Source organism: Fervidicoccus sp. SLHALR4 (assembly GCF_058692745.1).
In genome coordinates this window covers 868,010-881,623 of sequence record NZ_CP182483.1, presented here as the reverse complement: position 1 = coordinate 881,623, position 13,614 = coordinate 868,010, and the positions used below count along the sequence as shown (strand labels likewise).

General features: G+C 54.2%; 9 protein-coding genes, 1 tRNA gene and 2 rRNA genes. 8 read left to right on the top strand and 4 right to left on the bottom strand.

Going from position 1 to position 13,614, the window contains the following annotated elements; genetic code table 11:
- Nucleotides 1-3: 3 nt before the first annotated feature.
- From rimI to ACLGLO_RS04680, 3 genes are all read right to left on the bottom strand, one after another.
- Nucleotides 4-459, bottom strand: a complete 456-nt coding sequence (gene rimI, locus ACLGLO_RS04690; protein ID WP_492127766.1) for a ribosomal protein S18-alanine N-acetyltransferase — start codon at nt 457-459, stop codon at nt 4-6.
- Nucleotides 460-607: 148 nt separating this feature from the next.
- A complete protein-coding gene (locus ACLGLO_RS04685; RefSeq protein WP_492127765.1) occupies nt 608-1,354 on the bottom strand; it encodes a DUF1614 domain-containing protein in 747 nt (248 codons plus the stop codon).
- A 221-nt stretch (nt 1,355-1,575) separates the two neighbouring features.
- Nucleotides 1,576-1,654: transfer RNA gene (locus ACLGLO_RS04680), tRNA-Gly, on the bottom strand.
- 223 nt (nt 1,655-1,877) lie between these two features.
- On the opposite strand from ACLGLO_RS04680, the gene speE reads away from it, so the two are divergent.
- From speE to ACLGLO_RS04655, 5 genes are all read left to right on the top strand, one after another.
- A complete protein-coding gene (gene speE / locus ACLGLO_RS04675) occupies nt 1,878-2,819 on the top strand; it encodes a polyamine aminopropyltransferase (RefSeq protein ID WP_492127764.1) in 942 nt (313 codons plus the stop codon).
- 416 nt (nt 2,820-3,235) lie between these two features.
- A 16S ribosomal RNA gene (locus ACLGLO_RS04670) occupies nt 3,236-5,377 on the top strand.
- A gap of 186 nt (nt 5,378-5,563) precedes the next feature.
- Nucleotides 5,564-8,683 (top strand): 23S ribosomal RNA (locus ACLGLO_RS04665).
- Together the 16S and 23S rRNA genes form the textbook arrangement of a ribosomal RNA operon.
- Before the next feature lie 165 nt (nt 8,684-8,848).
- On the top strand, nt 8,849-9,745 hold the full coding sequence (locus ACLGLO_RS04660; RefSeq protein ID WP_492127763.1) for a cysteine synthase family protein: 897 nt from the start codon (nt 8,849-8,851) through the stop codon (nt 9,743-9,745).
- A gap of 11 nt (nt 9,746-9,756) precedes the next feature.
- Nucleotides 9,757-10,218 (top strand): hypothetical protein, encoded by a 462-nt coding sequence (locus ACLGLO_RS04655; protein WP_492127762.1) that lies wholly within the window; start codon nt 9,757-9,759, stop codon nt 10,216-10,218.
- Here ACLGLO_RS04655 and ACLGLO_RS04650 read toward each other — a convergent pair.
- Nucleotides 10,178-10,636, bottom strand: coding sequence for an ASCH domain-containing protein (locus ACLGLO_RS04650; RefSeq protein WP_492127761.1), 459 nt, complete (start codon nt 10,634-10,636; stop codon nt 10,178-10,180). The genes ACLGLO_RS04655 and ACLGLO_RS04650 overlap by 41 nt on opposite strands.
- Nucleotides 10,637-10,737: 101 nt before the next feature.
- Here ACLGLO_RS04650 and surE point away from each other — a divergent pair, with 101 nt between their 5' ends.
- The 3 genes from surE (at nt 10,738) to ACLGLO_RS04635 (ending at nt 13,606) form a co-directional block, all read left to right on the top strand.
- A complete protein-coding gene (gene surE, locus ACLGLO_RS04645) occupies nt 10,738-11,550 on the top strand; it encodes a 5'/3'-nucleotidase SurE (RefSeq protein ID WP_492127760.1) in 813 nt (270 codons plus the stop codon).
- A 283-nt stretch (nt 11,551-11,833) separates the two neighbouring features.
- A complete protein-coding gene (locus ACLGLO_RS04640; RefSeq protein WP_492127759.1) occupies nt 11,834-12,232 on the top strand; it encodes a translation initiation factor IF-5A in 399 nt (132 codons plus the stop codon).
- Nucleotides 12,233-12,259: 27 nt separating this feature from the next.
- Nucleotides 12,260-13,606 (top strand): signal recognition particle protein Srp54, encoded by a 1,347-nt coding sequence (locus tag ACLGLO_RS04635; RefSeq protein ID WP_492129142.1) that lies wholly within the window; start codon nt 12,260-12,262, stop codon nt 13,604-13,606.
- Nucleotides 13,607-13,614 lie beyond the last annotated feature (8 nt).

Genomic DNA, 13,614 nt, shown 5'->3' with positions numbered 1-13,614 from the left:
TTTCTAAGAAAGCACTGTTTTTTCCATAATGAGGGCATCGCTTCCGTCCGGGTAGTACTTCCTTATCCTTCCGATTTCTCTGTACCCAAGGCTTGAATAGAGAGAGATCGCCCTTTGATTGCTTACCGATACTTCAAGCCGGATCCTCCTCACTCCCTTCTCTATCATCTTTCTCTCAACTTCCCTGAGCAAGCTCTTCCCTATTCCCATTCCCCTGAACTCTAGGGCAACTGCTATGGAAACTATGTGTCCAACGTCATCCTCAGAGCAGCCGAGAACGTATCCTATTATTCTCTCACCTTTTTCAGCGATGAGGAAGAGATCGGGGCATTTTCTGTAGTAGTAATAGAATATTTCGGTTGGATAGGGGTAGTCGGGGAAGCTCTCCCTCTCCAGCTTTGCTATCGACTTTATCTTGTCAATGCTTACAGGCTTAATTACATAGAGCGGCTTCTCCAAAGCATCCACCTCTCCAACCAACTGTCTTTTGAGTTTTGTTTATAATGATTTATCCTTACCCTTACCTCCAAACTGGTGAACCGCTCAAAGGGAACCCTCGTCCTTCAGGGCGGTAAGGAGGTCAGTATAAGACCAGGGGCCTTCCTAACTAGAAAATAGCGGAGAGAATGGCTGCGAATATTCCGGAGAGGAAGATCCCATCGAATGTCCCCGCACCTCCAATGCTGAGAAAGACGCTGCCGAACTCGCTCCTGAACTTCTCAAAGTCTTTCGCCAGCCTTAGTATGTCCGCGCCTATCAGGCTTCCCATGACACCCCCTATATATGCAATTGGAAAGGAATAGCTTCCAGCCTGGAGGAGTAGAGCAGCTGCTGTGGAAGTGAGAGGTGGAATCAGGGAATGAGTTACGATCCCGACTCCCGGCATGGCCCTAGAGGTTAAAAATGTGACGATTGAGGTTATAAGGATGTCCGCTAATGCCTTCAGAAGGAGCGCCTGGGAGCTCCTGCCGAGAGAGACAAGGAGTAGCAAGCTGAAAGACAGTGGCAGGACCGCCCCGCCCATGTTGACAGCTATTACTATCTCTCTCTTCTGCAGCACAGGAACAAATACGGGGATCGGTATCCCGAAATAATTCACATATTTGGAAGTGAGCGAAAAATAAGCTTCACCAGTTTCTATCCTCTTAATAACGATGTTTACTAAGCTGAGAGGAAAGCTGAGCGTTGGAAAAACGAGCCCGAGAGCTATAGCGAGGTTCTGCGGAATCCCGAGATAAGAAGAAAGCGAGGCGAACACTACGGGAGAATACAGGAAAAGAGGAAAGAGGAGGAACCCGTACACTGCGAACATGATGGGATGCATTGGCAGACTTATGACGATTCTGTTCCCCAACTTCAAATCTCCTTGCTCTTCACTTTGATTTTGAATGCTCCTCGCATCAATTTATTTCTTTTCTATGAATTCTGCTTTTCGCAGAGATCCGGCAGCGTATATATGCTGTAGATTGATTGAGCAAGATCTCGATGAGAGAAAGGGTGGCTTCTCCTGACTCTGAAATCCTGAGGCTTTCGATCAGGGTAAAGCTTTCTTAGGACGCCGAAACCGTAAGGGTTTGGTGCGGCGGCCGGGATTTGAACCCGGGATTGCCGGCGTGGCAGGCCGGCGTCCTAATCCAGGCTAGACGACCGCCGCAATTGTTCAATGGTTAAATTTCAATTCTCCTTTATAACCTTTCTCGGAAATTTTCTTTATGCTTAGTGAAAAGCAGATGGTTATGTGGTGATAAGATTCTTTTCTTTCAGACTTCAAGATTAAAATGTAATCGGGATAAGTCTTTAAACTTGCTTTCCTCTGAATAGGAAGATCAAGCTCTAATACTACGGTTGCACATCTTAAGAAGAATGAGGTGCTGGTAATGAGTTCAGGTGGTTTCAATTATTGGTGGAACTGGTATGTCGAATGGATTTCAGATGGGGACGCATCGGCCCGAGCATCCTCGAAGGTATATGCAGTGGAAAAAACTCCCTACCAGAGCGTAATGGTCGTAGAACTTGTATCGCTTGGCAAGACACTGATAATAGATGGAAAAGTTCAGTCGTCCCTCTACGACGAATACATCTATCATGAAAGCCTGGTCCACCCTCCCCTGATAACACACGGTTCCCCGAAGAGAGTCCTGATCCTGGGAGGGGGAGAAGGTGCTACTCTGAGGGAGGTTCTCCGCTACAGAACTGTGGAGGAAGTGTTCATGGTTGACATAGACGAGAAGGTCATTGAGTTTGCCAAAAACTTCCTGGCCGAATGGCACAGGGGGTCATTTGAAGACCCAAGAGCAAAAATCGTAATAGGTGATGGAAGGAAGTTTGTAGAGGACTGCTCCAAAAATGGAGAAAAGTTCGATGCTGTTGTGATAGATCTCGTCGATCCGCTGGCAGGAGGTCCGGCGGTCTACCTCTACACGAAGGAGTTCTATGAGAAGGTCAGATCGATCCTTGCTGATGGAGGAGTGATGGTCACTCAAGCCACCAGTCCTGTTCTTTATCAGAGGATGTTCGCCATAATTCTGAACACTCTGTCTTCCGTCTTCAAAATAGCCAGACCCTACACAGCGTATGTGAGGAGCTACAACGGTATATGGGGATTTGTTTACGCTTCAGATGAAATGGATCCCCTCAAGCTAGGAAAAGACGAAGTTGACGCAAGATTGCAGAAGCTCCTGAAATCTCCGCAGGAGCTGAGATTCTACGACGGGATGACACACGAAATGATCTTCAGGATTCCGAAGAACATAAGGGAAGCGCTGAAGGCCTTCAAAGAAGTTTCCACGGACAGCTCTCCAAAATACCTTGACGTCTGAGCTGAATTGAGAGCGGAGAAATTCGAAATTTAATATAGAGATTTCAGGGGAATGCCGTCGAAACCGATATAAATCCTTTAGTTCATAATATTAAATCGAAGTCTCCGGGAGCTCAGAGGCTCGCCGTGGCCTAGCCCGGCGGCGCACGTGCAATGCGGAGCTGAAAGCTCCGAAGATGAGCACGTTGCCTCCGGCTGCGGGAAAATTCTGCCTCTGGGCGAATACCGGGGAAACAGCAAAAAAATATTTTAAGCCTTTAGAATAATTCGATAAACTCGATCAAAATGACGGCTCGAGGAGACTCCGCGTCACCGCGGAGAGAACTCGAGTCCGAGACAGGCTACGTGGTCTTCCCCGAAAAAGCCGGGGAGGCGCGGAATCTCACTAGAGGAAGCGCCCTCCGACCTTGCGGCCGAACTCCGGTTGATCCTGCCGGACCCGACTGCTATCGGGGTGGCACTAAGCCATGGGAGTCGCACATCCCACCGCTGTGGGGTGTGGCGAACGGCTGAGTAACACGTGGCTAACCTACCCTCGGGACGGGGACAACTCCGGGAAACTGGAGCTGATCCCCGATAGGCGGGGAGTCCTGGAACGGTTCTCCGCCTAAAGGGATAGGAGGGGGTTAACGCCTTCTATCCGCCCGAGGATGGGGCTGCGTCCCATCAGGTTGTTGGCGGGGTAACGGCCCGCCAAGCCTATAACGGGTAGGGGCCGTGAGAGCGGGAGCCCCCAGATGGGCACTGAGACAAGGGCCCAGGCCCTACGGGGCGCACCAGGCGGGAAACCTCCGCAATGCGGTAACCCGTGACGGGGTCACCCCGAGTGCTCCCCTTATGGGGAGCTTTTCCCCGCTGCAGGAAGGCGGGGGTAATAAGTGGGGGGCAAGACTGGTGTCAGCCGCCGCGGTAATACCAGCCCCACGAGTGGTCGGGACGGTTATTGGGCCTAAAGCGCCCGTAGCCGGCCCAGCAAGTTCCTGCCTAAATCACCGGGCTCAACCCGGTGACCGGTGGGAATACTGCTGGGCTAGGAGGCGGGAGAGGCCGGGGGTACTCCTAGGGTAGGGGCGAAATCCTATAATCCTAGGAGGACCACCAGTGGCGAAGGCGCCCGGCTGGAACGCGCTCGACGGTGAGGGGCGAAAGCTGGGGGAGCAAACCGGATTAGATACCCGGGTAGTCCCAGCTGTAAACGATGCGGACTAGGTGTTGGACGGACCTAGGGTCCGTCCAGTGCCGCAGGGAAGCCGTTAAGTCCGCCGCCTGGGGAGTACGGCCGCAAGGCTGAAACTTAAAGGAATTGGCGGGGGAGCACCACAAGGGGTGGAGCCTGCGGCTTAATTGGAGTCAACGCCGGGAACTTTACCGGGGGCGACAGCAGGATGACGGCCAGGCTAATGACCTTGCCCGACGCGCTGAGAGGAGGTGCACGGCCGTCGCCAGACATGCCTATGGCGTCCGAATTATTATTAGAAGAGAATACATCTTTGGGGGTATGATACAGTGAAGGCGTATATTGCTGGTGTAGTAGCAGCTGATGGCTATATAAGAGATCGAGAAGTTAGAATCGCAACAAGCTGTGCTGAATATTCTAAAATCCTCTGTGGCTTGATCGAGCGCATGGGATTAAAATGCAGAGTTGCTTCATGGAAGCGCTCATTAGTCATCAGGATATACTCAAAACAATTCTCTGAAGACATAAGGAACATGCTAAATCTACAGCCTGGAAGAAAAGCTCGATATATAACCTTACCAAATCTATCGGGATCTGAAATCCTCGAGTTTATAGCAGGATTTTTCGACGGAGATGGTTCGTTTAAACCTATTGTCTCTGGACTTAAAAACAACAGATGGGGACCATATATAACTCCAAGAATCGTTATTTCATCGAAATCCGAGAACTTTATAATACAACTTGCCGAGAAACTCGTTAACTACGGATTTGTAAACCCCCACATAACCTATGATTCGCACGTTTGTAGGTTAAAATTCTATGGATACTCAAACGCGTGCACATTCATTAAAGTTATGCTTCCGTACATGAAGCATCCTCTAAAAATTAAGGACGCCATGGCATGGGCGAACTCGTGCCGTGAGGTGTCTGGTTAAGTCCAGCAACGAGCGAGACCCCCGCCCCTAATTGCTACCCGCTCCTCCGGGAGCGGGGCACATTAGGGGGACTGCCGGCGTCTAAGCCGGAGGAAGGTGGGGGCCACGGCAGGTCAGCATGCCCCGAAACCCCCGGGCTGCACGCGGGCTACAATGGCTGGGACAGCGGGAACCGACCTCGAAAGAGGGAGGTAATCCCTCAAACCCAGCCGCAGTTGGGATCGAGGACTGAAACCCGTCCTCGTGAACGAGGAATCCCTAGTAACCGCGCGTCATCATCGCGCGGTGAATACGTCCCTGCTCCTTGCACACACCGCCCGTCGCTCCACCCGAGTGGGGAGAGGGTGAGGCCCTGCTCTGGAAGGGCAGGGTCGAACCCTCTCCCCGCGAGGGGGGAGAAGTCGTAACAAGGTAGCCGTAGGGGAACCTGCGGCTGGATCACCTCCTGGTGGCTCAGGAGGTTGGAGGGCTCTTCCTCTAGTGAGGACGCAGAGCCAAAGAGACCACGTAGCCTGTCTGAATTGGATGCAGCTCGAGAGCAATTCTCGGGCGAAGGGCCAAGAGGGAAAGCGATTCCCCTCGATGTGGCCACGTATAGGAGCTTCCAGACGCCTAGATGGGGTGGGCTCCGTCCCAGGAGCGGCACTTAAGCCGCCTGGTGGATGGCTCGGCTCGGGCGCCGAAGAAGGGCGCGGCAAGCGGCGAAATGCCTGGGGGAGGCGCATGCAGCCGTAGAACCCAGGATTCCCGAATGGGACCTCCTGGCGCGGGCGAACAGTCCGCGCCGCTCCGTAAGGAGCGGGAACCCCCCGAACGGAAACATCTTAGTAGGGGGAGGAGGAGAAACCAAATGGGATTCCCTGAGTAGGGGCGACCGAAAGGGGAAGAGGCCAAACCAAACCCCCATGCGACGAGTATGGGGGGATGTGGTGTTGCGGGCTCATGGCTGGGCTTCGAGCCCAGGGGGCCGACTCAAGAAAGCCGAAGTGGGCTGGAAAGCCCCACCGTAGAGGGTGATAGTCCCGTAGGTTAATTCTTGAGGGCCTCCGCCATGAGCCAGAGTACCCCGGTCTGGTTTGACCGAGGGAAGCCGGGAGGCACTAGCTTCCAAGCCTAAATACGTCCCGAGACCGATAGTGGACAAGTACCGTGAGGGAAAGCTGAAAAGAACCCCGGGAGGGGGGTGAAAAGAGCCTGAAACCAGGCGGTTACATGGGATGCAGCCCGAAAGAGATGATCTCCTCCAAAGGAAAGCGGAGCGATCCGCAAGTACGAGGAGGGGGGATCGGGGTTGCATCTTCCGTCTTGAAACACGGGCCGGGGAGTTCACGGTTGTGGCGAGCTTAAGGGGTTAACCCCCGAAGGCTCAGGGAAACCGACAAGTCCGCAGCCGGCTCTGCCGGCGAGGGACGGGGTCCCAAAGGGCCTGGAGTCACAGCCGTGAGACCCGAAACCGGGTGATCTAGGCGGGGGCAGAGCGAAGCCGAGGGAAACCTCGGTGGAGGCTCGAAAGGGTTCTGACGTGCAATTCGTTCCCCTGACCCCCGTCTAGGGGCAAAAGACCAATCTAACCCGGTGATAGCTGGTTCCCGCCGAAGTGGGTCTCAGCCCAGCCTCACTGGAGGTCTGGCCGTGGGGTAGAGTTACTGATTAGGGGTGCAGTAGCCGAAAGGCTACGGCTCCTAGTCAAACTCCGAACCTGCGGCCGCCGAAGAAGGTGGGAGTGGGGTTTCCCAGGGGTAAGCCTGGGAGCCGAGAGGGGAACAACTCAGACCGAGGTTAAGGCCCCTAAGTGCCGGCTAAGTGCCATCAAAAGGGCGTCCCCAGCCTAAGACAGTGGGGAGGTGGGCCCAGCAGCAGCCATCCTCTAAGGAGTGCGTAACAGCTCACCCACCGAGGCTGGGGGCCCCGAAGATTGGTCGGGGCTAAGCCGGCCGCCGATACCTCGGGGCGCTTCCGCATTGCGAGAGCGATCCGGTAGGCGGGCGTCGGGGTGGGGCAGAAGTCGGGCCGTGAGGTCCGATGGACCCGCTCCGAGTGCGGATCCCGGTGGTAGTAACAGCGAAGAGGGGTGAGAATCCCCTCCGCCAGAAAGGGCCAGGGTTCCTCGGCAACGGTCGTCGGCCGAGGGTCAGCCGGTCCTAAACAGGCCCGTAACACGGTGCCTGTGAAAGGGAAACAGGTTAACATTCCTGTGCCGTGGAGGTAGGCATCGCGGCAACGCGAAGCCCGATCTCCGACGCTTCGGGGTAGGCTGACAGGGGTTGCCGCCCCTGCTAACCTGCCGTGGACCGGGGAGTACCGTCATGGTGAGAACCGGTCTAAGGGGGGAATGGCCCGCCCAGTGCGGGTTCAGCCGATCCCTGGAGCCCATGAAAAGGGGATCGGGAACGATCCTCCACGCCCGTACCGAGAACCGACACAGGTGCCCCAGGGTGAGAAGCCCAAGGCGTCTGGGGGGCAGCGCAGGCCAGGGAACTCGGCAAATTGGCCCCGTACCTTCGGAAGAAGGGGTGCCTGTGGATCTGGGCTGAAACCTGGATCCACAGGTCGCAGTGACCAGGGGGACCTGACTGTTTAATAAAAACATAGCTCACCGCTAGCCCGTAAGGGTTTGTACGGTGGGTGAATCCTGGCCACTGGCGGTCCGTGAAACCCGGGTACAACCGGGCGAAGCGCCGCTGAAGGCCGGGAGTAACTCTGACTCTCTTAACGGGGGTATCTCGTCACTTGATGCTATAAAACGGGAGCCCCCGGGAGAAAGGTAGCCAAATGCCTTGCCGGGTAAGTTCCGGCGCGCATGAACGGATCAACGAGGTCCCCACTGTCCCGGTCTGCGCCCCCGTGAATCTACCTGCTGGTTCACAGTCCAGCAACCTCCCGTAGGGAGAGAAGACCCCGTGGAGCTTTACTGCAGCCAGACGTTGTCCTATGGGTGCGGGAGCGTAGCGTAGGTGGGAGGCGTCGAACCCGTCCTTTCGGGGACGGGGGAGCCGACCCTGAAACACCACCCTTCTGCGCCCGTAGGACTAACCCCGGCGCTTGCCGGGGGACAGCGCCTGGTGGGCAGTTCGGCTGGGGCGGCACGCGCGCGAAAAGATAACACGCGCGCCCAAAGGTCGGCTCAAGCGGGTCAGAAACCCGCTGTAGAGTGCAAGGGCAAAAGCCGGCCTGACCGGACCCTGGATAACAAGGGGTCCGGACGGGAAACCGAGGCCTAGCGAACGCTCGTGCCCCCACTGGTGGGGGCCGGGCATGACAGAAAAGTTACCCCGGGGATAACGGAGTCGTCGCGGGCGAGAGCTCCCATCGACCCCGCGGTTTGCTGCTTCGATGTCGGCTCTTCCCATCCTAGAGGTGCAGCAGCCTCTAAGGGTGGGGCTGCCCGCCCATTAAAGGGGATCGTGAGCTGGGTTTAAACCGTCGTGAGACAGGTTGGACTCTACCCACGGGAGGCGTTGGCCGTCTGAGGGGAAGATGCCCTCAGTACGAGAGGAACAGGGCATCGCGGCCTCTGGTCTACCGGTTGTCCGGCAGGGCAACGCCGGGCAGCTACGCCGCTAGGGATAACCGCTGAAAGCATCTAAGCGGGAAGCCCGCCCCGAGACGAGACGGCCGTTCCCGCGCAGGGCAACCTGCACGGGAGGAGGGCCCCCATAGAAGATGGGCTTGATAGGACGGGGGTGTAAGCCCCGAGGGACTCGCTCCCGAGGGGTCAGCCTGCCGTTACTAAAAGCCCAACGCCGCTTAGCTTACCCTGGGAGCATGTGGGACCGTTAATAGAGAGAAGCGGTCCTGCGGAGCCCACCCCAAGGCATAGTCTGGAAGCTCCTATACGTGGCCAAATCTTCTTGACCCTTTCCAATATGTACGAAGCAATATAACTTCTGAACAAGCTGCCTGATCTGGGATGGAGAGATGATTCCAGAAACGACGGATCTGATCCCTGCAGTTCATCCCACACCCATCGTTTTCCTGAAGAGGGCTTCCCTCGATGGCTCTCCACTGTACGCAAAGCTCGAGTTCTTCAATCCTTACTCAAACAGCATAAAGGACAGGCCTGCCAAGAGAATGATTGAAGCTGCGCTTGAAAAGGGATCCAAGGTCATCTATGAAGCGAGCTCTGGAAACTTCGCGATCGCTCTAACTCTCCTCTCCAACGCGTATGGAATACGTGTGAGGATCTACCTTCCCAGGCCGACTCCTCCTTCTACAATATCTCTGCTGAAGTTGCTTGGAGCTGAGGTTGTTGTCACGGATTTCGAAAGCATAAACAAGGAAATGGTCGAGTTCGTGAAGAGAGAAGCTGAGAGAGATGGAGCCCTCAATCTCGACCAGTTCGAGAACGAGCTGAATCCTATAACCCACTATGAAGGGACTGCGAGAGAGATGATAGAGCAGCTGGAAGCTGCAGGCATCGCCCCCGACTACCTTGTGGTAGGGATAGGGACTAGCGGCACTCTCTGGGGAGTTGCGAAGAGGTTTCTCGAGAATAGCTCTTTCAGGAGAGTTAAGATAGTGGGCGTTCAACCGGCGAAGGGCTCGAAAATCCCTGGGATAAAGAGGAGGGAAACTGGACCGAAGTGGCTCGAGAATGTGGAACTTTACGAGCTGATCGATGTCAGCGAGAGAGAAGCCGCACTTGGGGCTGTGGAGATAGCAAAAAAGGAGGGGATCCTGGTTGGAATGTCGGCTGGGGCTGCATACTGTGCTTACAGGAAGATTGCTGAAAGGGAGAAGGGGGTCTACGTGACCGTATTTCCCGATTCCATTTTCAAATACATAGAGAGAATAGAGAGCTTGATTTCTCTGTAAGGGTGATCCCCTTGAGGTTCTCAAACATTACTGCTCTTGCTCGCATATGCGATCTCCTTCCCCACGAGCAGGTTGATGAGGGGATCGTGGAGCTCATGATGAAGATAATTGAGAGAGAGGGGATGTTCAGAGTTCCAATCCTGATAGAAGGGAAGTATGGAGTGATCTTGGATGGTCATCACAGAGTAGAGGCTCTGAGAAGGATGGGGATAGAGCTCGTTCCAGTATATGTGGTTGACTACAGTTCTGATGACATCTTGGTCTTCCCGAGGAGGAAGGAGATACCAGTATCCAAGAGCGAGGTTCTCAGGAGGGCCCTCTCCGGGAGATTATTTCCCCATAAGACGACGAAGCACGTGCTGAGGAGAAGAACAGTTCCCTGCACTATGATCTTTCTGGAGGAGCTCCGAGAAGGAAAGCTTCCCCTTCCCGTCATCGCTTTTGATAAGAGAGATTCCTCAACGGCAGTATGAAGCTGCGGAAGACGCCATCTCCCGGGTCGAGTCTGGCGTAGCCCATTGGAGGCGACCACTCTGGATACAGCCTCCTTATTTCCTTGAGCGAAATGAACACCTTGTAGAGCCTGGGATCGAGTATCTCGATGGCGACAGCTGTCCTGGAGCCTTTAATGAACATCCAAGACTCGGGGGTAATCCCCGAGGGGTTCTTCCTCCTAACGTACCTCCATATCTCCTCTGGAGTCCCCACTCTTATTCTCCCTATTGTAAATTCTCCCCTGATCTCCTTCACCCTCCCGCTCACATACACCACAGCTATACCTCCTTCCTCCAGGCCGCCCCCCCTGCCTCTCCTCAGCTCAAACCTCTTCTTCCCCTCAAAGATCGCCTGAGCGTACTCCGGCCTTATCGAAAACAGATAGAATGTGGCCAATTCTCACTCCTCACTCCTGTAGGCTCCCCTCTTTACTTCATCAAACTGCAATATTTAAGTTCTAGAAAAGAGCTTTTTAAATAAACGAAATGCTGGAGGAGGTGGCATTGAGCAGGAGGATAGTAATAACAAACGACGACGGCGTTTACAGCCCAGGGCTCAAGATACTGAAGGACTCTGTCTCTGGCCTCGGGGAGATCAACGTCATAGCTCCCGAGACGCCGAAGAGCAGCACTGGATTGGGCCTCACTCTTCACAAGCCCCTCAGGGTCATGAGGATAAAGCTCTGGAATGATGAGTCCATCATTGCTGTCAGCGGCACGCCCAGCGACATAATTCACATTTCAGTTCACATATTGAACGGCAAGCCGGATCTGGTTCTCTCGGGAATAAACATTGGAGAGAACACGAGCCTGCAGGTGATCCTCTCATCGGGAACCGTTGGGGCAGCCATGCAGGCATCGCTTCTGGGCATACCTAGTGCTGCCTTCAGTGCGGATGTCAAGTCTCCGGATGAGTTCATGAGGAGGAAATACAGGAAGGCCCTGATGTCGGTTTCCAGAGCTGTGGCCGAATACCTGATCGAGAATGGGATGCCGAAAGGCTTCGACCTGATCTCAGTCAACTTCCCCTCGGTTATCGGAAAGAGGACGAAGGTGAAGCTGGCGAGGCCTGCGAGGATAAGGTTCGCCCAGTACACCGAGAGGAGGATCGATCCTCAGGGAAGGCCGTACTTCTGGATTTACGGAGAGTCTACGTCTCCAGAAGAAGGAACTGACTCATACGTGGTTCTCGTAGAGAAGAACATTGCCATTACCCCCCTTTCATTGAATTTGAGCAGCTGTGCGGACTCTGAGGAAGCAGCTGAGCCGCTGAGGGAAGCAGCTGAGGAAACCTTGAGAGGAGTGCTTTAGCTGTGCGGAGAGCTCTCTCTTGAGGAGCTACCCTTCAAAGGATAAAGATTTATAAGTTGTTCGCATTCTAATGCAACAAACAGTGGCAACAGCATCCAAAAGCAGTGTGGTCTCCCCCACAGCATGCGGCCGTTTCGGTACAGGCTGGATGGAGAGGGGTTCAACCTCGATGCTCCAGCCAAATGAGGACCGAGCGGTTGCTGGGATAGCAAAACCGCTTTCGGGGGAAAAGTCAACTAAGGCGGAAAAATAACTTGAACAAAAGTAGGGAGAGGTATCCTGAATGAGCATAGTCTACACATCGCTTGGAGATGTTAAGGTAGGTTCATACATAGTAATAGATGGCGAGCCGTGCAGGGTAGTGGAAATTACGAAGGCAAAAACTGGGAAGCATGGAAGCGCTAAGGCTCATGTCGTGGCAATTGGGCTGTTCAGCGGGAGCAAGAAGACAATAACAGCCCCCGTTGATCAGAGGGTTGAGCAGCCTATAATCGAGAAGAAGGTGGCGCAGGTCATCTCAGACCTTGGAAAATCCTACCAGCTGATGGACCTTGAAACCTACGACACTTTCGAGGTCCCGAAGCCGGAAGATCCCGAGCTCACCAGCAAGATAGCTCCCGGCAAGGACGTTGAGTATTGGGAAGTGATGGGGAAGAGAATAATAGTCAGAACCAGAGGGTAGGAAGAGGAAGGACCCCGGTTGAGCTCTATATTCTCCGGACTCAAAGAAGCCGTGAAGAAGTATTTTTCAAGCACTTCTCCCTATGAACAGAGCGTGGAGGATTTCATAAAGGAGCTTCAGAGAGCTCTGATAAAGTCGGATGTGAATGTTAAACTCGTTTTCGAGCTCTCCTCCAGAATAAAGAAGAGGGCTCTGGATGAGAAGCCACCCCAGGGAGTTTCGAGGAGAGACTGGTTCCTCAAAATAGTGTATGAAGAGCTGGTCTCCGTCCTTGGGGGTGAAGAGGAGCCCGAAGTACTGCCGAGGAAGAAGCCGTATGTTATAATGCTGATAGGCGTGCAGGGGAGCGGGAAGACAACCACAGCTGCAAAGCTTGCCTGGTACTACAGGAAGAGGAAGATGAAGGCTGGACTCGTTGCCGCAGACACTTTCAGAGCAGGAGCGTTAGCACAGCTGAAGCAGCTGAGCGAAAAAGTTGGAGCTCTCTTCTATGGAGATGAGGCGGAGAAGGATCCCGTGGCAATAGCTTCGAGGGGCGTTGAGCACCTCAAAGAACAGGGTGCCGATATCATAATCATTGACACTGCAGGCAGGCACGGCTACGGAGGAGAAGCGGAGCTGCTCGAGGAAATGAAGAGGATTGAGCAGGCCATAAAGCCCGACGAGGTCATGATGGTTCTCGATGCATCGGTTGGGCAGAAGGCCTTCGATATAGCCAAAAGGTTCCATGAAGCAACTCCTATAGGAAGCATCGTGATAACCAAGATGGATGGAACAGCTAAAGGCGGCGGCGCTCTCTCCGCTGTCGCTGCCACGGGCGCCAGGATAAAGTTCATAGGAACAGGGGAAGGGATCGATGAAATAGAGCCGTTCAGGCCGAAGAGCTTCGTTTCCAGGATTCTTGGGCTCGGAGACATCGAAGGCCTGCTGGAGAGGATGAAGACTCTCGAGATCGAGCAGGAGGACCTCGAGAAGCAGGCCGAGGAAATGCTCTCTAGGGGCCTGAACATGAGGCTTCTCTACAGGCAGATAAGGCAGATAAGAAAGATGGGACCGCTGAGCAAGATACTCAAGATGCTTCCCGGCCTGAGCATGGCGCTGCCTGAAGACAGCGAGCTGGAAAAAGTTGGAGAGGAGAAGTTCGACAGATGGATATCGATAATAAACAGCATGACGTACGAAGAGCTTGAAAAGCCGGAGATCATCGAGAGGGAAAAGAGCAGGCTGAGGAGGATAGCTGTGGGCTCAGGCACAAGCGTTGAGGATGTGAGAGAGCTCCTAGCATACTACGAGGGAACAAAGAGGATGCTCAAGCAGCTGAAGAGGAGGAAGTCCGTCCTGAAGAAGCTGGAAAAGGGCGGAGATATCTTCTGAGTAAAGAG

Excerpts from the sequence above, each read along its gene's own strand:
- ACLGLO_RS04640 (WP_492127759.1), top strand. The coding sequence starts at position 11,834 with ATGAGCATAGTCTACACATCGCTTGGAGATGTTAAGGTAGGTTCATAC.
- ACLGLO_RS04660 (WP_492127763.1), top strand. The coding sequence starts at position 8,849 with ATGATTCCAGAAACGACGGATCTGATCCCTGCAGTTCATCCCACACCC.
- speE (WP_492127764.1), top strand. The coding sequence starts at position 1,878 with ATGAGTTCAGGTGGTTTCAATTATTGGTGGAACTGGTATGTCGAATGG.